25 protein-coding genes and 1 pseudogene are annotated in these 19,202 nt (G+C 58.6%); 2 read left to right on the top strand and 24 right to left on the bottom strand.

Annotation, left to right across the window (positions count from 1 at the left end; all coding sequences use genetic code 11):
- Positions 1 to 21: 21 nt before the first annotated feature.
- On the bottom strand, positions 22 to 783 hold the full coding sequence (locus tag ACW4DH_RS16995; protein WP_459637587.1) for a lysophospholipid acyltransferase family protein: 762 nt from the start codon (positions 781 to 783) through the stop codon (positions 22 to 24).
- Positions 780 to 1,649 (bottom strand): sugar nucleotide-binding protein, encoded by an 870-nt coding sequence (locus ACW4DH_RS16990; RefSeq protein ID WP_459637586.1) that lies wholly within the window; start codon positions 1,647 to 1,649, stop codon positions 780 to 782. The genes ACW4DH_RS16995 and ACW4DH_RS16990 overlap by 4 nt, the downstream gene beginning before the upstream one ends.
- Before the next feature lie 207 nt (positions 1,650 to 1,856).
- Here ACW4DH_RS16990 and ACW4DH_RS16985 point away from each other — a divergent pair, with 207 nt between their 5' ends.
- Complete coding sequence (locus ACW4DH_RS16985) at positions 1,857 to 2,726, top strand: SMP-30/gluconolactonase/LRE family protein (RefSeq protein WP_459637585.1); 870 nt, start codon at positions 1,857 to 1,859, stop codon at positions 2,724 to 2,726.
- A gap of 138 nt (positions 2,727 to 2,864) precedes the next feature.
- Here ACW4DH_RS16985 and ACW4DH_RS16980 read toward each other — a convergent pair whose 3' ends face one another.
- The 4 genes and pseudogenes from ACW4DH_RS16980 to ACW4DH_RS16965 all read right to left on the bottom strand — a co-directional run bounded on the left by ACW4DH_RS16980 (position 2,865) and on the right by ACW4DH_RS16965 (position 7,203).
- Complete coding sequence (locus ACW4DH_RS16980) at positions 2,865 to 3,800, bottom strand: SGNH hydrolase domain-containing protein (protein ID WP_459637632.1); 936 nt, start codon at positions 3,798 to 3,800, stop codon at positions 2,865 to 2,867.
- A gap of 135 nt (positions 3,801 to 3,935) precedes the next feature.
- Positions 3,936 to 4,890 (bottom strand): annotated as a pseudogene (locus tag ACW4DH_RS16975) (acyltransferase family protein); the annotation flags it as partial.
- Positions 4,891 to 5,163: 273 nt separating this feature from the next.
- The gene (locus tag ACW4DH_RS16970) at positions 5,164 to 5,754 is read right to left on the bottom strand and encodes a single-stranded DNA-binding protein (protein WP_459637584.1); all 591 of its coding nucleotides are present in this window, start codon (positions 5,752 to 5,754) and stop codon (positions 5,164 to 5,166) included.
- Between the two features lie 69 nt (positions 5,755 to 5,823).
- Entirely contained in the window at positions 5,824 to 7,203 is a 1,380-nt protein-coding gene (locus ACW4DH_RS16965) for an MFS transporter (protein WP_459637631.1), read from the bottom strand.
- 166 nt (positions 7,204 to 7,369) lie between these two features.
- Between ACW4DH_RS16965 and uvrA the strand changes: the two genes are divergently transcribed.
- Complete coding sequence (uvrA, locus tag ACW4DH_RS16960) at positions 7,370 to 10,207, top strand: excinuclease ABC subunit UvrA (RefSeq protein ID WP_459637583.1); 2,838 nt, start codon at positions 7,370 to 7,372, stop codon at positions 10,205 to 10,207.
- 116 nt (positions 10,208 to 10,323) lie between these two features.
- Here the strand turns inward: uvrA and rplQ are convergent, their stop codons facing one another.
- The 18 genes from rplQ to rpsQ form a co-directional block, all read right to left on the bottom strand.
- Entirely contained in the window at positions 10,324 to 10,710 is a 387-nt protein-coding gene (gene rplQ / locus ACW4DH_RS16955) for a 50S ribosomal protein L17 (RefSeq protein ID WP_459637582.1), read from the bottom strand.
- A 38-nt stretch (positions 10,711 to 10,748) separates the two neighbouring features.
- Positions 10,749 to 11,747, bottom strand: coding sequence for a DNA-directed RNA polymerase subunit alpha (locus ACW4DH_RS16950; RefSeq protein WP_459637581.1), 999 nt, complete (start codon positions 11,745 to 11,747; stop codon positions 10,749 to 10,751).
- Between the two features lie 81 nt (positions 11,748 to 11,828).
- Complete coding sequence (rpsD, locus tag ACW4DH_RS16945) at positions 11,829 to 12,449, bottom strand: 30S ribosomal protein S4 (protein ID WP_459637580.1); 621 nt, start codon at positions 12,447 to 12,449, stop codon at positions 11,829 to 11,831.
- A 12-nt stretch (positions 12,450 to 12,461) separates the two neighbouring features.
- On the bottom strand, positions 12,462 to 12,848 hold the full coding sequence (rpsK, locus tag ACW4DH_RS16940; protein ID WP_048306656.1) for a 30S ribosomal protein S11: 387 nt from the start codon (positions 12,846 to 12,848) through the stop codon (positions 12,462 to 12,464).
- A 39-nt stretch (positions 12,849 to 12,887) separates the two neighbouring features.
- On the bottom strand, positions 12,888 to 13,244 hold the full coding sequence (gene rpsM, locus ACW4DH_RS16935) for a 30S ribosomal protein S13 (protein WP_459637579.1): 357 nt from the start codon (positions 13,242 to 13,244) through the stop codon (positions 12,888 to 12,890).
- A 123-nt stretch (positions 13,245 to 13,367) separates the two neighbouring features.
- Complete coding sequence (gene rpmJ, locus ACW4DH_RS16930; RefSeq protein ID WP_077373351.1) at positions 13,368 to 13,481, bottom strand: 50S ribosomal protein L36; 114 nt, start codon at positions 13,479 to 13,481, stop codon at positions 13,368 to 13,370.
- A 30-nt stretch (positions 13,482 to 13,511) separates the two neighbouring features.
- Complete coding sequence (gene secY / locus ACW4DH_RS16925; RefSeq protein ID WP_459637578.1) at positions 13,512 to 14,846, bottom strand: preprotein translocase subunit SecY; 1,335 nt, start codon at positions 14,844 to 14,846, stop codon at positions 13,512 to 13,514.
- Positions 14,847 to 15,281, bottom strand: a complete 435-nt coding sequence (gene rplO, locus ACW4DH_RS16920) for a 50S ribosomal protein L15 (RefSeq protein WP_459637577.1) — start codon at positions 15,279 to 15,281, stop codon at positions 14,847 to 14,849.
- Positions 15,282 to 15,284: 3 nt separating this feature from the next.
- Complete coding sequence (gene rpmD / locus ACW4DH_RS16915) at positions 15,285 to 15,467, bottom strand: 50S ribosomal protein L30 (RefSeq protein WP_459637576.1); 183 nt, start codon at positions 15,465 to 15,467, stop codon at positions 15,285 to 15,287.
- 6 nt (positions 15,468 to 15,473) lie between these two features.
- Positions 15,474 to 15,974, bottom strand: a complete 501-nt coding sequence (gene rpsE, locus ACW4DH_RS16910; protein WP_459637575.1) for a 30S ribosomal protein S5 — start codon at positions 15,972 to 15,974, stop codon at positions 15,474 to 15,476.
- An 11-nt stretch (positions 15,975 to 15,985) separates the two neighbouring features.
- Positions 15,986 to 16,336: a 50S ribosomal protein L18 gene (gene rplR / locus ACW4DH_RS16905; RefSeq protein WP_459637574.1), complete on the bottom strand. Its 351-nt coding sequence runs from the start codon at positions 16,334 to 16,336 to the stop codon at positions 15,986 to 15,988.
- A 9-nt stretch (positions 16,337 to 16,345) separates the two neighbouring features.
- Complete coding sequence (rplF, locus tag ACW4DH_RS16900) at positions 16,346 to 16,876, bottom strand: 50S ribosomal protein L6 (protein ID WP_459637573.1); 531 nt, start codon at positions 16,874 to 16,876, stop codon at positions 16,346 to 16,348.
- A gap of 9 nt (positions 16,877 to 16,885) precedes the next feature.
- Positions 16,886 to 17,278: a 30S ribosomal protein S8 gene (gene rpsH / locus ACW4DH_RS16895; protein WP_459637572.1), complete on the bottom strand. Its 393-nt coding sequence runs from the start codon at positions 17,276 to 17,278 to the stop codon at positions 16,886 to 16,888.
- Between the two features lie 30 nt (positions 17,279 to 17,308).
- Positions 17,309 to 17,614, bottom strand: coding sequence for a 30S ribosomal protein S14 (gene rpsN / locus ACW4DH_RS16890; protein ID WP_459637571.1), 306 nt, complete (start codon positions 17,612 to 17,614; stop codon positions 17,309 to 17,311).
- Positions 17,615 to 17,624: 10 nt separating this feature from the next.
- Positions 17,625 to 18,164 carry a 50S ribosomal protein L5 gene (rplE, locus tag ACW4DH_RS16885; protein WP_459637570.1) on the bottom strand — a complete coding sequence of 180 codons (540 nt, stop codon included), beginning with the start codon at positions 18,162 to 18,164 and terminating at the stop codon, positions 17,625 to 17,627.
- An 18-nt stretch (positions 18,165 to 18,182) separates the two neighbouring features.
- Positions 18,183 to 18,500: a 50S ribosomal protein L24 gene (gene rplX / locus ACW4DH_RS16880; protein WP_459637569.1), complete on the bottom strand. Its 318-nt coding sequence runs from the start codon at positions 18,498 to 18,500 to the stop codon at positions 18,183 to 18,185.
- Between the two features lie 14 nt (positions 18,501 to 18,514).
- Positions 18,515 to 18,886 carry a 50S ribosomal protein L14 gene (gene rplN, locus ACW4DH_RS16875; protein ID WP_459637568.1) on the bottom strand — a complete coding sequence of 124 codons (372 nt, stop codon included), beginning with the start codon at positions 18,884 to 18,886 and terminating at the stop codon, positions 18,515 to 18,517.
- A 54-nt stretch (positions 18,887 to 18,940) separates the two neighbouring features.
- Positions 18,941 to 19,201, bottom strand: coding sequence for a 30S ribosomal protein S17 (gene rpsQ, locus ACW4DH_RS16870; protein ID WP_459637567.1), 261 nt, complete (start codon positions 19,199 to 19,201; stop codon positions 18,941 to 18,943).
- Between the last annotated feature and the right edge of the window lies 1 nt (position 19,202).

Genomic DNA, 19,202 nt, shown 5'->3' with positions numbered 1-19,202 from the left:
TGGTTTCTGGAATCTGGCGGCTCAGACCGGCAATTTGGCCGGCTCCGGGTCGGTTGCGACATCCGGACGCGGCACCTCGGAAATCTCCTCGAGGCGCGCCTCGATCCAGGCTTCGACATCCGCCATCACATCTTCTGCCTTGCGCCCTTCCGTGGCGATAGGAGGCCCCACGACAACATTCAGACGCCCAGGATTCTTGACCCAGCGACGCCCGGGCCAGCGCTCGCCAGCGTTATGTGCCACCGGCAGGACCGGGACGCCGGCTCGACAGGCGATCACCGCCCCGCTCTTATTGTAGCGACGGCGCTGTCCCGGTTCGACTCGAGTGCCCTCGGGAAAGATCAATACCGATAGTCCATTCTGCAGCCGCTGCGTGCCCACCTGCAAAACCTGACGCATGGCGCGTGCCGGTTTCGAACGGTCCAAGGGAATCGGCTCTAACAGACGTAGCCCCCAGCCGAAAATAGGGATGCGCAGCAGCTCGCGCTTGAGCACCGTACAGATCGGTGACTTGAGCAGTTGAAGGTAGACGGTCTCCCATTCACTTTGATGATTGGCGAGTACCACACAAGGCCCATCCGGCACGTTCTCTCGGCCGACGATCCGGTAATGCACGCCGCAGGTCCAGGTCAGCCAGCGTAGAATGAAGCGATTGTAAAGATTGAACAGCCCATAGCGAGAACGCAGCGGTAACAGCGCCCCCACCGGGAGAAACAATACGCCGGAAACGATCAGGGCCAGAAAGTACCCCACATAGAACAGCAGGCTACGCAACAGGTTCATTGCTTGTGCTCCCGATAGGCCTCGCACCAAGTATCCAGCATACGTCCCAGCTCCAGTCGCCAGGGCTTTTGATGAACACCAAAGGCCTCTAGAACGCGCCGGCAGTTGAGTACCCGCCGCAGCGGCTGATCATGATGGTGTTTGAGTGCCGTCAACTCGCCCAGCGAGACGTCATGGCCGAGTCCCTCGAGCCGGGTTTGTAGTTGGGTGCGGACCATCGAGGCGAAGGCATAAGGACTGACCGGCTCGGTGCCGGCAAGATGATAAGCCCCCCAGGCCCCCGCCCCGCTGACTTGCTGCTGTAACATACCGATCAGAGCCATCGCCACGGCATCCACCGAGGTGGGACATACGATGATATCTTCTGCCGCGCGCACCTCCTGGTTGCTGACTAGCATGTCGATCAGCTCCGACAGCCAGGCATGCGCACCTTCGAGGGCAAACAACGGCCCCAGACGGATGATGAAGTGTTTGGCATGGCGCTGGCGGATACGATCCCCCGTCAGAATGAGCCGCTGAAGACTTTCATCGCGCGGAGTGGGGATCACGTGTTCGTCGATAGGAATATCCGCGCCATCCTCGTAGAGCTGATCGGCTACACACCAGACCAGTGGGATGTCTGCGCGATGGCAGGCCTCGAGGTTCGTCTCGACAGACTCGGCATGAGCAATGACGGCAGCCGGCTCCGCCCGGGCCGGCTCGGCCAGCGGGGGAATGATCAGCGCATCGGGAGTCAGTTGCCTAAGCTGCTCCGCAGTGGCCTGCTCGGTTTCCATGATCAGCAGCTCGGTATCGCTGCGTCGGTTGGCCTCGCGCGCTAGCGCCAAGTTAAGGCAGTGTCCCGCATCAACCAGCAACAGCTTCACAGATTACCCTCGATCGTTATGCAGTCTTTTCACCCAATACGGCGCAGGGCGCTTCCGGCGGCATGCGCCCAGGGCGCCCATACTTACACTTCCCTCGCGCGCTGTCATCCGTTGGTCCTATGCGACGTTTCTCAAGCGCATCACTTTACGGCACCATAAGGCCACATAGGATAGGCCAATTCGACAATACCACCGCGAGGATTCCCCATGACGGCTACGGCCTCCCCTGTCTGGACCGGGCGCACTCAGCTCGGCGAAGGACCGCTCTGGTCACCGGAGCACCACGCCTTACTGTTCGTCGATATTCGGGGCAGTCAGCTACTGGCTCACTTTCCGCTACGGGGTGAGACGCGCACTTGGCCGATGCAGGAGGCCTGCTGCTGGCTGGTACCTTGCACCCAGGCACCCGGTTTCATCGCCGGCCTGCGTTCGCGCATCGTGCATCTCACCTTCGACGCGGAAGCGGGGCCACAACTGCAACGCGAGATTGCCCACCCAGAAGCCGACCAACCCGACAATCGTTTCAACGATGGCAAGGCAGACCCGGCAGGACGCATCTGGTTCGGCTCGATGAACGATGCCGAGACGGCTGCCACGGGTAAGCTTTACCGTCTCGACGAGTGTGGCCCGGTTATGGTTGACGCACCCTATACCGTCACCAACGGGCCCGCCATCAGCCCCGATGGGACAACGCTCTACCATACCGACAGTCCATCCCGGACCGTGTATGCCTTCGACCTGAACCGCCAGGGTGAGCTGAGCAACAAACGCGTCCATATCCGCTTCGCCGAGTCCGAGGGCTATCCCGACGGCATGACCTGCGATGCGCAAGGCGGCCTATGGATTGCCCATTGGGATGGTGGACGCGTCACTCGCTTCCTGCCGGACGGCTCGCCCGAGCGTGTCATCGAAGTACCCGCCTCCCGGGTCACCTCGTGCGCCTTCGGAGGTGCTGAACTTACGGAGCTTTATATCACCACTGCCGCAGTGGATCGCGATGAGGAAGCGCTGGCAGGAAGCCTGTTTCGGGCGACGCCTGGAGTCAAGGGGTTACCCGCCAGCCGTTTTAGGGATTGAGGCCGGCAGGAGCCGATACTCTCGATGAGAGCGAGTAAATGTTTCTGTAACGCGTCATGCCATACGCCCCGAGGGAAATGGTATGACGACATTCAAGGCCTTTCTCCCCATCCGTATCGGTACTTGTCCTGCATCGCATCAACGGGCCGCGGAACTACAGCAGCCTGTTCTCATGGCAGATTTGACTTCGGGCCTTAAATAAGCGGCAAGAGTGCGCATATAGGAGGCTGTAATATGATGAGAGTCGCGGTAGATAAGTACATTGCCTCTTTGGGGAAAGCAGACCTTCTCATCACAGAAGAAGCGGGAAAGGTCGATGAACGAAACATTCTTCATCGTGGTTTGCAAATGCACCGCCGGATCGGTTCTTGCCAGCACTTCGGCTCTGGAGACCTGGCACTCCTCGGCAGCGACACCGTACATTTCGACGCATTTTGACGGTTCGAAGGGTAACCAGGGATTATCGCGCACGGCCAAGACGTTGATGTCATGCTTCTCCAGTTCTCGAAACCACTCTATGTATCCCTGCGGCACGTATTCATTCTCCCCCCCGTCTCGAGTATAGGTGGTAAACACCAGATCGGGCTCGGATGCGATCAACTCCTCCATCAGGCGGGCGTTCCACTGCGTACATGAGGGATACTGGTACACCTCGCCAAAGCCAGCAGGCGAGGAAAAAAGGCAGAAGCTTTTGGTGTAATTAACGATTTTAAAGTCGTCCTGTTCGGCAAAGACTTCGAAGGCAGGAAGCCATTGCGTAGAGTGTGATCCTCCCACAAGGGCTACGACCTTCTCTGCATTTTTCGGGCCATATTCGCAACGCAGAAGTTCGGCTCGCATCGACTGCTGTTGGCACTGGTCGGCATACGGCTTGGGTAGATCCCGGCTCGCATTGAGCGGACTGGGATAAAGACCGACACTCCCGGACGGCGGTGGCTCGCCCCAAGGCGCTCGGGCCCCCGGATGGTCGGGATCATTGACGTTCAACACTGCGACATCCGACAAGAGCGCTTGCTTAGTATAACCTGCCCATCCCCCTACTGCGGCGCCGGCCGGAAGACAAAAGAGCGTCATATAAACAAAGGTTTTTATCGGCTTGGCTCTTCCCAGCGACGAGTTCCTGACGGGACCTTCCAGTAAGCGCGTCGACACGACGGCGAGAGCGAAAGCGACCGTGAGCACCAGAATCCCTTCCAGCAAGGTGACGTCAGGGTCACGCGTCATATGCCGAAAGAAGATCAGCACCGGCCAGTGCCATAGATAAAATGCGTAGGAGACCGCCCCCAACCTGACGAAAGGCTCTTTCGACAATAATGCCGCAGCACTACCTCCCGTTCGCTGACTACCCGAGATAATGATACCCACCACACTCAGCGTCGGGAGCAAGGCGACATAGCCTGGGAACTGGTGCGATACATCCAGCACGAAGCCACACAGCAACAGCCCGCCCAGCCCAGCCCAGCCGATGACGAAGCTGGCCATCCGGTTCAGGCGGATACGGTTTATCCAAACCGCCAGCAGCCCCTAAGCCAAATTCCCATACCCTGGCCAGGGTATCGTAATAAGCAAACGGCTGGTTGTGATGAGTCGTGACGATTGAGTAGCACAACGAAGACAGCAATATGCAGGTAAATGCCACACTAAGGCGGCGCTTCGCGACATCCGGACTGCGAACACGCCATAGCAGCGCCAGTAACAGGGCAGGCCACAGGAAATAGAACTGTCCTTGTACCGAAAGCGCCCAGTAATGCTGATAAGGCGTTGCCTCCATACCTTGAGTCAGGTAGTTCACTGCATCGAAGGCCAGCCGCCAGTTCTCGGCGTAGACGATCGAAGCCGCGGCATGTCGAATGGTATCGACCCACAGCACCTGCGGCAGGATAAAAATTCCCGCTATGGCGGTGACGAAAACCACCAGAAATGCGGAAGGAAATAAGCGCTTTGTCAGATTCGCCCAAAAAGCCAGCGGCACGATACGTCCGTAGGCATACTGCTGAGAAAGCAACGATATGGTGACCAGAAAGCCTGACACGACGAAGAAGACATCCACGCCGCCCGACACTCCACCAAGCCATATATGAAACACTGCGACCAGAGCCGCGGCCAAGGCCCTAATTCCCTCGATTTCGGGACGGTATCCTTTTTTCGAAGAAGCGACGCTCATTCTGGCTCCGTACCTTGGGCTTAACTCTTAATACTCTTGCCCTATGGATACCTCAATAACCAAAATAACCCTCAAGCCCTCATCAGAAAACCCATCACGCCGGCGAACCTGCCCCCCCCCCGATGGCTTTTAAAGTGATCGCACTTCTTTCATTGGCTCTACGAGAGTGTGCAGATACACGCGAGGTGCTGCAAAAGCGACACTTAACGGCAATAAAAAAACCCGCCTATGGCGGGTTCACTTGGATGCACAATATTTTTCAATGAGTGTCCGCTAGAACGGAATCTCGTCATCGAAATCATCGAAACTTCCCGGATTAGGAGCGCCGTAGTTACCTCCCTGCTGGCCCCCCTGAGCGGGTGGCTGCTGAGCTGGGGGCTGTTGCGGAGCCGGGCGCGACTGACCGCCTTGAGCCGCCTGGCCATAGCCTCCCTGGGCGGCACCGCCATAATCGTTCCCCTGCGGCGCATTGCCATAACCGCCCTGATTCGCCTGCTGATTGTAATCGGAGCCACCGCCCTGCCCGCTACGCGAGTCGAGCATCTGCATGTCGTTGGCGACGATTTCGGTACTGTAGCGATCCTGCCCATCCTGCCCCTGCCACTTGCGGGTCTGCAGACGCCCCTCGATATAGATGCGCGAGCCTTTTTTCACATACTGCTGGGCGATTTCCGCCAGCTTGTTGAACATCACCACCGAGTGCCACTCGGTACGCTCCTGGCGCTGCCCACTCTGGCGGTCAGTCCAGGTATCGGTAGTGGCAATGCGCAGGTTGCACACCGGATTACCGGAGGGAAGAAAACGCACTTCCGGATCCTGACCGAGATTGCCGATCAGAATGACCTTGTTTACACCACGTGCCATCGTTGTCTCCTTGCGCTACCAGTCGGTGCAGCCGTTTGCCATTGCTATGTCTAAAGCCCTGTTTCGCCCTCAGGCGCAGGTCTGATCCCGTCTTGCTCCCACCACCCGAGCCAGAGCCTCACTGTCTAGAAGCTGACGGTCCACCTTGAGATAGACCACCCGCTCTTCGGGCACCAGCATGACATCTTCCACTCCCTTCACCGATGCGACACGATCAAGCAGGGCATCGAGCCCGCTCATGGCCTGCTCGTCGAGCGCCACGATCTCGCTGGACAGATGGCGTGGCGCCGGCATTTTCCAGACGACCAACAACCACACCGCTGCCAGCAGTGCGGCTCCCAGGAAAACCGCGTCACGCCCGAAGTGCTGCGATACCGCACCTCCCAACACTCCGCCCAGGAAGGCACCCAGGAACTGACTGGTCGAGTAAATCCCCATTGCCGTGCCTTTGGCGCCTGCCGGTGCCAGCTTGCTGATCATCGACGGCAGGGTGGCTTCGAGTAGATTGAACACCACGAAGAATCCCCACAACAGGGCAAACAATGTCCAGCGCTGCTCGGCCATTTCTCCCAGACCGAGCAGGACCAGCGCCATGATTGCGACCGCCGCCACAAATACCGCCTTCATCTTGCGATACTTCTCGGCGATGATCACCAGTGGCACCATGCCGATAAAGGCCAGTCCCATTATCGGCAGATACACCCAGCCATGCTGTGCGGCCGGAATTCCCAGCGCCTCCAACCGGAACGGGACGACGATGAAGCAGGCGGTGAGAATAAGATGCAGGGAGAAGATGGAAAAATCGAGTCGCAGCAGATCGACTCGCCCCAACGTGGCACGCAGTTGGGAGCGATCCAGACCGACATCGCGATGAGCACGAAGCGGTGCAGAGGGCACCAGACGCCAAAGCACCAGCAGGCTGACCGCCGCCAGCAGCGCCGTGAACCAGAACACTCCCGATAGCCCGAAAGGATCGGCAATCAATGGGCCCAACACCATGGCCACGGCAAATGCTACGCCAATCGATAAGCCGATAGTGGCCATCGCCGCCGTCCGCACCTCCTCTCGCGTCTGATCGGCCAGCAGGGCCATAATGGCGCCGGCCACCGCCCCGCTACCCTGTAGACAACGTCCGACCACGACGCCGGTTATCGTGGTAGCCTGCGCCGCCACGACACTGCCAATCAGAAACAGCAGTAGTCCCGCGGCGATAACCGCTTTACGGCCCAGGCGGTCCGAAAGCAGGCCGAAAGGAATTTGCAGGATAGCTTGGGTCAGGCCATAGCCCCCCAGGGCCAGCCCGACCAGCAAAGGAGTGGAGCCCGCCAGGCCGTCAGCGTACAGCGCCAGTACCGGCAACACCATGAACAGGCCCAGCATGCGCGAAGCATACAGACTCGCCAGTCCTATGATCGCACGGCGTTCGGTAGCAAACAGATGGGAGTTCATCATGGAATCGCGTCGTCGTTGCTCGCGTGTCATCCGGACTGGGAAAGTCCGAACGTGGACCCTACATTCTACCGGTACGGCTTCCCAAGGGAAAGTCACCCCTTCCTTTGCCCAAGGTTTGTTCGAACCCTTATAATTGACGTTTTGCGCTGCACATGAGGTGGGAATGGACAGGATTCTGGTCAGGGGTGCTCGCACCCACAACCTCAAGAACATCGATGTCGATCTGCCGCGCGACAAGCTGATCGTGGTCACGGGCCTGTCGGGGTCCGGCAAATCCTCGCTGGCGTTCGATACGCTGTACGCCGAGGGGCAGCGCCGCTACGTGGAGTCCCTCTCCACCTATGCCCGCCAGTTCCTGTCGATGATGGAAAAGCCCGATGTCGATCACATCGAGGGGCTCTCGCCTGCGATCTCCATCGAGCAGAAATCCACGTCGCACAACCCGCGTTCCACCGTCGGCACCATCACCGAAATCTACGATTACCTGCGCCTGCTGTTTGCACGTGCCGGCACACCGCGCTGCCCCGAGCACGATACCGACCTTGAGGCGCAGACCGTCTCACAGATGGTCGACCAGGTCCTGGCGCTCCCGGAGGGCAGCAAGCTAATGCTGCTGGCCCCGGTGATCAAGGGCCGCAAGGGCGAGCATCTGCAGTTGCTTGCCGAGCTGCGAGCCCAGGGCTTTGTCCGCGTCATGGTCGATGGGCTGCTCGTCGAACTCGACGATCTGGCACCGCTGGACAAGAACAAGAAGCACGACATCAGTGTGGTGGTCGACCGCGTCAAGGTCCGCGACGGCCTGCAGCAGCGCCTGGCCGAGTCCTTCGAAACAGCGCTCAATCTCGCCGACGGCATCGCCATGGTGCACTTCATGGACGGCGAGGCCGATGATATCGTCTTCTCGGCACGCTTCGCCTGTCCCATCTGCGGCTATTCCATCGCCGAACTAGAACCGCGCATGTTCTCGTTCAACAACCCGGCCGGCGCGTGCCCCACCTGCGACGGCCTGGGCGTGCGCCAGTATTTCGATCCCGAAAAATTGATCAGCCACCCCGAACTGTCCCTGGCCGAAGGGGTGATCAAGGGCTGGGACAGACGCAGCGTCTACTATTTCAATCAGCTTCAGGCAGTCGCCGCGCATTACCGTTTCAAGCTGGAGACCGCCTGGCAGGATCTCGCCCGTCATGAGCGCGATATCATCCTCAACGGCAGCGGACGCGATGTCGTCGCCTTCGATTATGTCAACGACCGTGGCCGCAAGGTCACTCGCGAACATGCTTTCGAGGGCGTGCTCCCCAACATGGAACGGCGCTACCGGGAAACCGAGTCGAGCATGGTGCGCGAAGATCTGGCCAAGTACCTGGCGGTGCAGCCCTGCCCCACTTGCCATGGCAGCCGTCTTCGCCGTGAGGCGCGCCACGTCTATATCGACAAGTGCACGTTGCCGGACATGGTGCGCCTGCCGATAGGCGAAGCCTGGGACTATTTTCACCGGCTCAAGCTGCCCGGCCGCAAGGGGGAAATCGCGGTCAAGATCGTCCAGGAGATATGCGCGCGCCTGGAGTTCCTGGTCAATGTGGGTCTCGACTACCTCAACCTCGAACGCAGCGCCGAAACACTCTCCGGCGGCGAGGCCCAGCGCATCCGTCTGGCCAGCCAGATCGGCGCCGGCCTGGTGGGTGTGATGTATATCCTCGACGAGCCATCGATCGGCCTGCATCAGCGCGATAACGATCGCCTGCTCAAAACACTGGTGCACCTGCGCGATCTGGGCAATACCGTGATCGTCGTCGAACATGACGAGGATGCCATACGCGCGGCCGATCATGTTCTCGATATTGGTCCCGGCGCAGGGGTCCATGGCGGACAGATCGTCGCCCAGGGCGCTCCCGAAGATATCCAGAATACCGCCGCCTCGCTGACCGGACAGTACCTGGCCGGTACACGACGCATCGAGATTCCGCCCCACCGCATCCCGGGCAATCCCGAGAAGAAACTACGCCTGAGCGGCGCCAACGGCAACAACCTGCATGATGTCACGCTGGAACTGCCGCTGGGTCTGTTGGTATGTATCACCGGCGTTTCGGGCTCCGGCAAATCGACCTTGATCAACTCGACACTGATGCCGATTGCCGCCCGTGAGCTGAACAAAGCCACCACTCTCAAGCCTGGCCCCTACCGGAAGATCGAAGGGCTCGATCAGCTCGACAAGGTCATCGATATCGACCAGAGCCCCATCGGCCGCACGCCTCGCTCCAACCCCGCAACCTACACCGGCATTTTCACGCCGATTCGCGAGCTGTTCGCCGGCACTCAGGAGGCGCGTTCGCGCGGCTACAAACCCGGACGCTTCAGTTTCAACGTCAAGGGCGGACGCTGCGAGGCCTGCCAGGGCGAGGGCATGATCAAGGTGGAAATGCACTTCCTGCCCGATATCTACGTTCCCTGCGATGTCTGCAAGGGCAAGCGCTATAATCGCGAAACGCTGGAAATCCACTACAAGGACAAAAGCATCCACGAAGTCCTCGAGATGACCGTGGAAGAAGCGCTGGAGTTCTTTAGCCCGGTTCCTGCCATTGCTCGACGACTCCAGACCTTGATGGATGTAGGCCTCTCCTATGTGCGTCTCGGTCAGAGCGCCACCACCCTCTCCGGGGGCGAGGCCCAGCGTGTCAAGCTGGCCCGGGAACTGGCCAAGCGGGATACCGGCAAAACGCTGTATATCCTGGACGAACCCACCACGGGTTTGCACTTCGAAGACATTCGCCAACTGCTGACCGTGCTCCATCGCCTGCGCGATCATGGCAATACTATCGTCGTGATCGAACATAACCTCGACGTGATCAAGACCGCCGACTGGTTGGTGGACCTAGGTCCCGAAGGTGGTTCAGGCGGCGGGCGCATTATTGCCGAGGGCACACCCGAGCATGTCGCCTCACTCGAGCATTCACACACCGGGCGTTTCCTAAAGCCGCTATTGGAAAAGTCCCGCCCGGCATGAGGCATCGACGACGCCACTTCCGACCGCGACGATAGACGCTCTCTAGCACGGATACAAAAAAACCGGCCCAAGGGCCGGTTCTCTACAGCTACAGCGATACCGCCGTGCTACCGGGATTACTCCTCGGCAGCCGCCTCCTGGGAGACCGGACGATCGACCAGTTCGACATAGGCCATAGGCGCATTATCGCCGGTGCGGAAACCGCACTTGAGAATACGGACATAGCCGCCCGGACGCTCAGCGTAACGCGGGCCCAGCTCATTGAAGAGCTTGCCGACCGTTTCCTTGGAGCGGGTACGGTCAAAGGCCAGACGACGATTGGCGACGCTGTCCTGCTTGGACAAGGTGATCAGCGGCTCGACATGACGACGCAGTTCCTTGGCCTTGGGCAGGGTAGTCTTGATAACTTCGTGCTCGACCAGCGACACACACATGTTCTTGAACATGGCATGGCGATGCGAGCTCGTACGATTTAAGTGGCGACCACTCTTACGATGACGCATGGTTGTGATTCCTTACCAAACTGGGACTCGAGTCAGCTTCACGCAGAAGCCTTGTCGTCCTTCAGGCTCGAAGGCGGCCAATTTTCCAGCCGCATACCAAGGGACAGACCACGCGCTGCCAGAACATCCTTGATTTCATTCAAAGACTTCTTGCCGAGATTCGGGGTCTTCAACAGCTCCACTTCCGTGCGCTGGATCAGATCGCCGATGTAATAGATATTCTCGGCCTTCAGGCAGTTGGCGCTGCGAACGGTCAACTCGAGATCGTCTACGGGACGCAGCAGTATCGGATCGATGTGATCCTCTTCCTGCTCGACTTCCTGTTCTTTGTCGGCTTCCAGATCGACGAACGCGCCCAGCTGCTCCTGCAGGATGGTCGCGCTGCGACGAATCGCTTCTTCCGGGTCCAGAGTGCCGTCGGTTTCCAGGTCGATGACCAACTTATCGAGGTCGGTACGCTGTTCAACACGTGCCGCTTCGACAGAATAGGAAACGCGGCGCACCGGGCTGAAGGTCGCATCCAGTTGGAGACGGCCGATGGCCCGGAACTCATCATCCGCTGAAGAGCGTGTATCCGCCGGCTCGTAGCCACGGCCACGTGCGACCTTGAGCTGCATCTTCACCTCGCCACTGTCATTGAGGTGAGCGATGATGTGATCCGGGTTTACGATCTCAATGCTATGATCACCGGCGATATCGCCAGCGGTCATGACACCGGGGCCCTGCTTATTCAGCGTCAATACAGCTTCATCGCGGCCATGCATCTTGATAGCCACGTCCTTGAGGTTGAGGAGGATTTCGATAACGTCTTCCTGAACACCCTCAATCGCGCTGTACTCATGCAAAACGCCTTCGATCTCTGCCTCCACCACGGCACAGCCGGGCATGGAGGACAGCAGGATGCGGCGCAGAGCATTCCCCAGGGTATGACCGAAGCCGCGCTCGAACGGTTCGAGCACGATCTTCGCGTGGTGCGCGCTGATCTCTTCGACCTTGATATCGCGAGGACGGAGAAACTCTGTCACTGAACGCTGCATAAGAACACCTTTCAGGCTGCCAAACGGATACTCGGTACTCCAAACCAGGACCGGCGTCAGCCGATCCCGGCATCGCGAGGATTACTTGGAGTACAGCTCGACGATCAGGTTTTCGTTGATGTCGGCAGTCAGGTCGCCGCGCTCAGGCAGAGCCTTGAAAGTGCCTTCCATCTTCTTAGAGTCGACATCGATCCAGACCACATCGCCACGTTGAGCGGCAATCGCCAGCGAAGACTGAATGCGAGCCTGGTTCTTGGACTTCTCACGGACGGACACCACGTCACCCGGCTTGACCTGATAAGAGGCCACGTTGACGCTACGACCGTTGACAGCGATGGCCTTGTGGCTCACCAGCTGGCGCGCCTCGGCACGTGTCGAGCCGAAGCCCATGCGGTAGACGACATTGTCCAGTCGGGATTCGAGAAGCTGCAGCAACACCTCACCGGTAGCGCCCTTCAAGCGAGCGGCTTCCTTGTAGTAGTTGCGGAACTGCTTCTCGAGTACGCCGTAGATACGACGCACTTTCTGCTTCTCACGAAGCTGCAAGCCATAGTCGGAAAGACGCTGACGGCGCTGGCCGTGCACACCCGGGATTTGCTCGGATTTGCACTTCTTCTCGAAGGGAGTGACACCGCTCTTCAGAAAGAGGTCGGTACCCTCACGACGAGACAGTTTGCACTTCGGTCCAATATAACGTGCCATGAGTCTGTCTCCTTAAACGCGGCGTTTCTTCGGCGGACGGCAGCCGTTATGGGGAACGGGCGTCGCGTCGGTGATGCTTTGCACGCGGAAACCGGCGGCATTCAAAGCGCGCACGGCAGACTCACGGCCAGGACCGGGGCCCTTGACCAGTACGTCGACGTTTTTCACACCATACTCGGCTGCAGCAGTCGCTGCACGCTCGCTTGCTACTTGAGCAGCGAACGGGGTGCTCTTGCGAGAACCACGAAAACCCGAACCACCGGAAGTCGCCCAAGAAAGTGCGTTCCCTTGGCGGTCTGTGATCGTCACGATCGTGTTGTTAAAAGAGGCATGGATATGCGCGATGGCATCCACAACCTGCTTTTTAACCTTTTTACGGTTACTGCGCGGGTTAGCCATGTTGATGTTTCTTCCTGTCTAAACGCCAGAACGTGCGTGTTATTTGCGAATCGGCTTGCGCGGGCCCTTACGGGTACGCGCGTTGGTCTTGGTACGCTGTCCACGCAGCGGAAGACCACGACGATGGCGCAGACCACGGTAGGCTCCTAAGTCCATGAGACGCTTGATGTTCAGCGTCACATCACGACGAAGGTCACCTTCAACGGTATATTTGCCAACTTCGGTACGCAGGGTGTCCAGCTCTTCAGCAGACAGATCCTGAATCTTAGAAGTCGGTGCGATGCCGGCAACAGCACAGATTTCCTGTGCACGTGTGCGGCCAATCCCGAAGATGTAGGTCAGCGAGATCGCCGCATGCTTGTTGTCCGGGATATTGACGCCTGCAATACGGGCCATCAGCTTACTCCGAATGTTGAGCGGCTTGCTCGTTTAGTCGTCCATAAAAGGCGCAATAGCATACTCCTTTTCCTCCCTTGGAGGCAAGGAGTATGCTGCGCCCACTTTTCAACAGCGAGAGGATTAGCCCTGACGCTGCTTATGCCGCGGTTCGGTGCAGATGACGCGGACTGCGCCACGGCGCCGAATAATCTTGCAATTACGGCAAATTTTCTTGACGGAAGCTCGAACTTTCATCGTTCTCTCCAAATGCTAGCAGGGCCGCGCTTAGCGCATCATGCCGCCGCTACCGTAGCCTTTCAGGTTGGACTTCTTCATTACCGATTCGTACTGATTCGACATCAGATGCGACTGGACCTGCGCCATGAAGTCCATCACCACCACCACCACGATGAGTAGCGAGGTGCCACCGAAGTAGAAAGGCACTTGCCAAGCCACGACAAGGAACTGAGGCATCAGGGAAACAGCGGTAATGTAGAGAGCGCCGAACAGGGTCAGGCGAGTCATCACCTTATCGACGTAGCGGGCCGTCTGCTCGCCCGGGCGGATCCCCGGCAGAAACGCACCTGACTTCTTGAGGTTGTCAGCTACATCCTTGGGATTGAAGACCAGCGCCGTATAAAAGAAGCAGAAGAATACCACCGCCGCAGCGAAAAGCAAGATATACAAGGGCTGGCCGGGGCCCAGCGCCTGAGACGCCGTTTGCAGCCACTCCATGCCACCACCCTGACCGACCCATTGCCCTATCGAGGCCGGGAAGAGCAGAATGCTCGAGGCAAAGATCGGCGGAATAACACCCGCCATATTGACCTTCAGCGGCAGGTAGCTACTTTGTCCCGCATACATCTTGTTGCCTACCTGGCGACGCGGATAATTCACCGTGATACGACGTTGGCCGCGCTCGATGAACACCACGAAAGCCACAGTAGCGATGCCCAGCACCGTGAGCGCCAACAGCGGCAGGATATTCCAGGCGCCATCATTGCGCGCCAGCTCGAAAGACTGACCTATCGCACTCGGCAACCCCGCGACGATACCCGAAAAGATGATCAGCGAAATACCATTGCCGATACCCTTCTCGGTGATTTGCTCGCCTAGCCACATCAGGAACACCGCGCCTGCCACGAAGGTCGCAATCGCCGTGAAATAGAAGCTGAAGTCGCCGGCATAGGCTACGCCTTGCCCGACCAGACCGACTGCCATGCCGGTCGCCTGGATCAAGGCCAGCACCACCGTACCGTAGCGTGTGTACTGGCTGATCTTGCGCCGGCCGGCCTCACCTTCCTTCTTCAGCTGTTCGAGCTGAGGCGAGACCGCCGTCAGGAGCTGCATGATAATCGACGCGGAAATATAGGGCATGATCCCCAGCGCGAAGATACTCATCCGCTGCAGGGCACCTCCCGAGAACATGTTGAACATGCCCAGGATGGTGCCCTGATTTTCCCTGAACAAGGCAGCGAGCTGGTCAGGATTGATACCGGGTACCGGGATGTGGGCACCGATGCGGTACACCACGATGGCGATGAACACGAAACGCAGACGCGCCCATAGCTCACTCAAGCCACTTCCCATGTTCGCCGGCATTTTTCCTGACTTAGCCATTTAATCCTCTACCTTGCCACCGGCAGCTTCGATCGCGGCACGGGCACCCTTGGTGACCTTGAGCCCTCGAACAGTAACCGCCTTGTTCAATTCGCCGGAGAGGATAACCTTCGCGTATTGCGTGGCATCCTTGAGCACGTTGGCTTTCTTCAGCGCGTCCAGGTCTGCGACGTCGCCGTCCACCTTGCCGAGTTCGGCCAGGCGAACTTCCTCGGACACCAGCGACTTCATCGAGGTGAAACCGAATTTCGGCAGACGACGCTGCAACGGCATCTGACCGCCTTCGAAACCGGGCTTCACCGTGCCGCCGGAGCGTGAAGTCTGACCCTTGTGACCACGGCCGCCGGTCTTACCCAGACCGGAACCGATACCACGGCCGACGCGCTTCTCGGCGTGCTTGGAACCCGGAGCCGGGCTCAGGCTATTAAGTTTCATGGATTACTCTCCCTCAACACGTACAAGGTAGTTAACCTTGTTGATCATACCGCGTACGGCAGGGGTATCTTCCAGTTCGACCGCATGACCGATACGACGCAGTCCAAGCCCACGCATGGTGGCCTTGTGCTTTTCCAGAACGCCGATGGTGCTACGGGTCTGGGTAACCTTGATCAAAGCTGCCATGATGCCTTACCCCGCGATCTCTTCGACAGACAGGCCACGCTTGGCGGCGATGTCTTCCGGAGCTTGCATGGAAGCGAGACCATTGATGGTCGCACGTACCACGTTCACCGGGTTGGTGGAGCCGTAACACTTGGCCAGGACGTCATGCACGCCGGCCAGTTCGAGTACGGAGCGCATGGCGCCGCCGGCGATGATCCCGGTACCTTCAGAAGCCGGCTGCATGTATACCTTGGAGGCGCCATGACGCGCCTTGACCGGATACTGCAGCGTATGGCCGCTCAAGCTGACCTTGATCATGTTGCGGCGCGCCTGGTCCATCGCCTTCTGGATTGCGACCGGCACTTCACGTGCCTTGCCGCGACCGAAGCCGACACGACCGTTACCGTCACCAACGACAGTCAAAGCGGTAAAGCCGAAAATACGGCCACCCTTGACCACCTTGGCGACGCGGTTGACCTGCACTAACTTCTCTTGCAGATCTCCGCTGTTCTGTTCGTTCTTCGCCATCGTTAAACCCTTTAGAATTCCAGACCGCCTTCACGTGCGGCATCGGCCAAAGCTTTGACGCGACCATGATATCTAAATCCGGCGCGGTCAAAAGCGACCTGAGTGATGCCCGCAACCTTGGCGCGTTCAGCAATCAGCGCGCCCACCTTGGCAGCAGCGTCGGCGTTGCCGGTAGCACCTTCACGCAGGCTCTTGTCGAGCGTGGAAGCACTGGCCAGGACCTGCCCACCGTCCGGTGAGATGATCTGCGCGTAGATGTGGCGCGGGGTACGGTTGACGCACAGGCGATACACGCCCAGCTCGCGAATCTTAGCGCGAGCACGGCGGGCACGACGGAGACGAGATTCTTTCTTCGCGTTCATAACCCTGCCTTACTTCTTCTTGGCTTCTTTGCGGCGGACTTGCTCGTCGCCGTACCGGATACCCTTGCCCTTGTAGGGCTCGGGCGGACGGAAGGCGCGGATTTCCGCGGCGACCTGGCCGAGCTTCTGCTTGTCTGAGCTCTTCAGCACAATAATGGTGTTCTTGGGCGTTTCCGCCGTGACACCCTCAGGCAGCGCATATTCGACCGGGTGAGAGAAGCCCAGTGTCAGGTTGAGCGTCTTGCCACTTGCCTGGGCACGATAGCCGACGCCATTGATCTCGAGGGACTTGGTGAAGCCCTCAGACGCACCAGTGACCATGTTCTGGACCAGTGCGCGGGTAGTGCCGGCCATTGCCCAACTCTTGGCAGACTCGCTGGGGTTGAAGGTCAGTTGACCCTCTTCCTGGCCGATCACCACATCGGGGTGAACGGTCATCTCGAGTGTGCCCTGACCACCTTTGATGGTCAGCTTGGCGCCGTCGAGTTTAGCCTCGACGCCGCTGGGCAGTTTAACCGGATATTTGGCTACGCGGGACATTCCAAACTCCTAGAATACGGTGCAGATGACTTCGCCACCGACACCGGCATGACGCGCCGCACGATCGGTCATCACGCCCTGGGAGGTGGACACGATCGCGACACCTAGACCATCCGCGACTTTCGGTAGCTCGCCCTTGCCCTTGTAGATCCGCAGGGACGGCTTGGAAACTCGCTGGATGTGCTCGATGACCGGCTTGCCCTCAAAATACTTGAGAGTCACGGTCAATTCGGGCTTGGTGCCTTCAGCGACTGCGAAGTCGTTGATGTAGCCCTCTTGCTTCAATACGCCGGCCACCTCGACCTTAAGCTTTGAAGACGGCATGCTAACCGTCTCCTTGGTGGCCATCTGCGCATTGCGGATACGTGTAAACATATCCGCCAGAGTATCTTGCATGCTCATTACGTTGCGCTCCTGATGTTTCGACGTGGCTTACCAGCTGGACTTCTTGAGCCCAGGGACATCGCCACGCATGGCGGCTTCACGCAGCATGTTACGGGCCAGCCCGAACTTGTTGTAGAAGCCGTGCGGACGGCCGGTGATACGGCAGCGATTACGCTGACGGACCGGGCTTGCGTCGCGCGGCAGCTTCTGCAGCTGCAGCTGTGCGTCGAAGCGCTCTTCGTCAGAAGCGTTCACGTTGTAAATGATGGCCTTGAGCTCTGCACGCCGAGCGGCATACTTCTCGACCAGCTTCGTGCGCTTGAGCTCACGCTCCATCATGCTTTTCTTTGCCATGATCCCACCCTTATTTCTTGAACGGGAAGTTCAGCGCGCTCAGCAGCGCACGGCCTTCGTCATCGGTGTTGGCGCTGGTGGTGATTGTGACATCCAGTCCCCGAATTCGATCGATCTTATCATATTCGATCTCCGGGAAGATGATCTGCTCACGCACGCCCATGGAATAGTTGCCGCGTCCATCAAAGGACTTGGGGTTCAAGCCACGGAAATCGCGCACACGCGGAATCGCGATATTCACCAGACGGTCAAGAAACTCCCACATGCGTTCGCTGCGCAGAGTTACCTTGATTCCGATCGGCCAGCCTTCACGCACCTTAAAGCCGGCAATTGACTTGCGCGCCTTGGTGACGATCGGCTTCTGACCGGAGAGCTTCTCCAGGTCACCGATGGCATTTTCGATCAGCTTCTTGTCGCTGGTCGCTTCGCCAATGCCCATGTTCAGGGTCACCTTAGTGATCCGGGGCACCTGCATAACGTTGGCATAGCTGAACTGCTCTTGGAGTTGAGCCATCGCCTCGTTTTGATAACGTTCTTTCAAGTTCGCCATTTTGCTACCCGACTCGCGTTAGGCGTCGATCTGCTTCTGCGTCGACTTGTAGATACGTACCTTGGTACCGTCTTCCTTAACCTGGAAGCCGACGCGATCCGCCTTGCCGGTCTCCTGATTGAAGATGGCCACGTTGGACGCGTGAATCGGGGCCTCACGCTCGACGATACCCCCCTGGTTGCCCAGCATGGGGTTGGGCTTGGTGTGACGCTTAATCATGTTCACACCGGACACGACATAACGCTCGTCCTGGAGGACGCGCTTAATCGTGCCACGCTTGCCCTTGTCCTTGCCGGCAATGACGATCACTTCGTCGTCACGTTTGATCTTGTGCATATCCGCCTCGCTCCTTACAGCACTTCAGGCGCCAAGGAAATGATCTTCATGAACTTCTCAGTACGAAGTTCACGGGTTACCGGTCCGAAGATACGGGTACCGATCGGCTGGTCGTTGGTATTGTTCAACAGAACCGCCGCATTTCCATCGAAGCGAATCAGCGAGCCATCTGAACGACGGACACCACTGCGTGTACGAACAACCACTGCCTTGAGAACCTGGCCTTTCTTGACCTTGCCTCTCGGAATGGCTTCCTTGACTGTCACTTTGATGATGTCGCCAACGCGGGCATAGCGACGGTGTGAACCGCCCAGCACCTTGATGCACTGCACCCGGCGCGCGCCGCTGTTGTCGGCGACATCCAGCATTGTCTGAGTCTGAATCATCGGTTTTCTCCAAACCTAATCTGACTGCACTGGTTTAGAAGGCGCTTGTCGGGCTCAGCCCTTGGCTTGCTCGACCACCTCGACCAGCGTCCAGGCTTTCTTCTTGGACAGCGGACGGCATTCCTGAATGGAAACCGTATCGCCAGTCCGCGCCTGGTTGGACTCGTCATGGGCGTGCAGCTTGGTGGAGCGCTTCACGTACTTGCCGTAGATCGGGTGCCGTTCACGGCGCTCGATCATCACGACAATCGATTTTTCCATCTTGTCGCTCACCACCTTGCCGGTGAGCGTACGGGTTTTCTTTTCTTCGGCCATC

It is taken from the genome of Halomonas sp. WWR20 (assembly GCF_054602495.1).
The sequence above is the reverse complement of the archived record's forward strand: the minus strand, read 5'-3'. Positions and strand labels throughout refer to the sequence as shown.

Excerpts from the sequence above, each read along its gene's own strand:
- ACW4DH_RS16995 (WP_459637587.1), bottom strand. The coding sequence starts at position 783 with ATGAACCTGTTGCGTAGCCTGCTGTTCTATGTGGGGTACTTTCTGGCC.
- ACW4DH_RS16985 (WP_459637585.1), top strand. The coding sequence starts at position 1,857 with ATGACGGCTACGGCCTCCCCTGTCTGGACCGGGCGCACTCAGCTCGGC.
- ACW4DH_RS16980 (WP_459637632.1), bottom strand. The coding sequence starts at position 3,800 with ATGACGCTCTTTTGTCTTCCGGCCGGCGCCGCAGTAGGGGGATGGGCA.
- ACW4DH_RS16970 (WP_459637584.1), bottom strand. The coding sequence starts at position 5,754 with ATGGCACGTGGTGTAAACAAGGTCATTCTGATCGGCAATCTCGGTCAG.
- ACW4DH_RS16965 (WP_459637631.1), bottom strand. The coding sequence starts at position 7,203 with ATGAACTCCCATCTGTTTGCTACCGAACGCCGTGCGATCATAGGACTG.
- uvrA (WP_459637583.1), top strand. The coding sequence starts at position 7,370 with ATGGACAGGATTCTGGTCAGGGGTGCTCGCACCCACAACCTCAAGAAC.
- rplQ (WP_459637582.1), bottom strand. The coding sequence starts at position 10,710 with ATGCGTCATCGTAAGAGTGGTCGCCACTTAAATCGTACGAGCTCGCAT.
- ACW4DH_RS16950 (WP_459637581.1), bottom strand. The coding sequence starts at position 11,747 with ATGCAGCGTTCAGTGACAGAGTTTCTCCGTCCTCGCGATATCAAGGTC.
- rpsD (WP_459637580.1), bottom strand. The coding sequence starts at position 12,449 with ATGGCACGTTATATTGGACCGAAGTGCAAACTGTCTCGTCGTGAGGGT.
- rpsK (WP_048306656.1), bottom strand. The coding sequence starts at position 12,848 with ATGGCTAACCCGCGCAGTAACCGTAAAAAGGTTAAAAAGCAGGTTGTG.
- rpsM (WP_459637579.1), bottom strand. The coding sequence starts at position 13,244 with ATGGCCCGTATTGCAGGCGTCAATATCCCGGACAACAAGCATGCGGCG.
- rpmJ (WP_077373351.1), bottom strand. The coding sequence starts at position 13,481 with ATGAAAGTTCGAGCTTCCGTCAAGAAAATTTGCCGTAATTGCAAGATT.
- secY (WP_459637578.1), bottom strand. The coding sequence starts at position 14,846 with ATGGCTAAGTCAGGAAAAATGCCGGCGAACATGGGAAGTGGCTTGAGT.
- rplO (WP_459637577.1), bottom strand. The coding sequence starts at position 15,281 with ATGAAACTTAATAGCCTGAGCCCGGCTCCGGGTTCCAAGCACGCCGAG.
- rpmD (WP_459637576.1), bottom strand. The coding sequence starts at position 15,467 with ATGGCAGCTTTGATCAAGGTTACCCAGACCCGTAGCACCATCGGCGTT.
- rpsE (WP_459637575.1), bottom strand. The coding sequence starts at position 15,974 with ATGGCGAAGAACGAACAGAACAGCGGAGATCTGCAAGAGAAGTTAGTG.
- rplR (WP_459637574.1), bottom strand. The coding sequence starts at position 16,336 with ATGAACGCGAAGAAAGAATCTCGTCTCCGTCGTGCCCGCCGTGCTCGC.
- rplF (WP_459637573.1), bottom strand. The coding sequence starts at position 16,876 with ATGTCCCGCGTAGCCAAATATCCGGTTAAACTGCCCAGCGGCGTCGAG.
- rpsH (WP_459637572.1), bottom strand. The coding sequence starts at position 17,278 with ATGAGCATGCAAGATACTCTGGCGGATATGTTTACACGTATCCGCAAT.
- rpsN (WP_459637571.1), bottom strand. The coding sequence starts at position 17,614 with ATGGCAAAGAAAAGCATGATGGAGCGTGAGCTCAAGCGCACGAAGCTG.
- rplE (WP_459637570.1), bottom strand. The coding sequence starts at position 18,164 with ATGGCGAACTTGAAAGAACGTTATCAAAACGAGGCGATGGCTCAACTC.
- rplX (WP_459637569.1), bottom strand. The coding sequence starts at position 18,500 with ATGCACAAGATCAAACGTGACGACGAAGTGATCGTCATTGCCGGCAAG.
- rplN (WP_459637568.1), bottom strand. The coding sequence starts at position 18,886 with ATGATTCAGACTCAGACAATGCTGGATGTCGCCGACAACAGCGGCGCG.
- rpsQ (WP_459637567.1), bottom strand. The coding sequence starts at position 19,201 with ATGGCCGAAGAAAAGAAAACCCGTACGCTCACCGGCAAGGTGGTGAGC.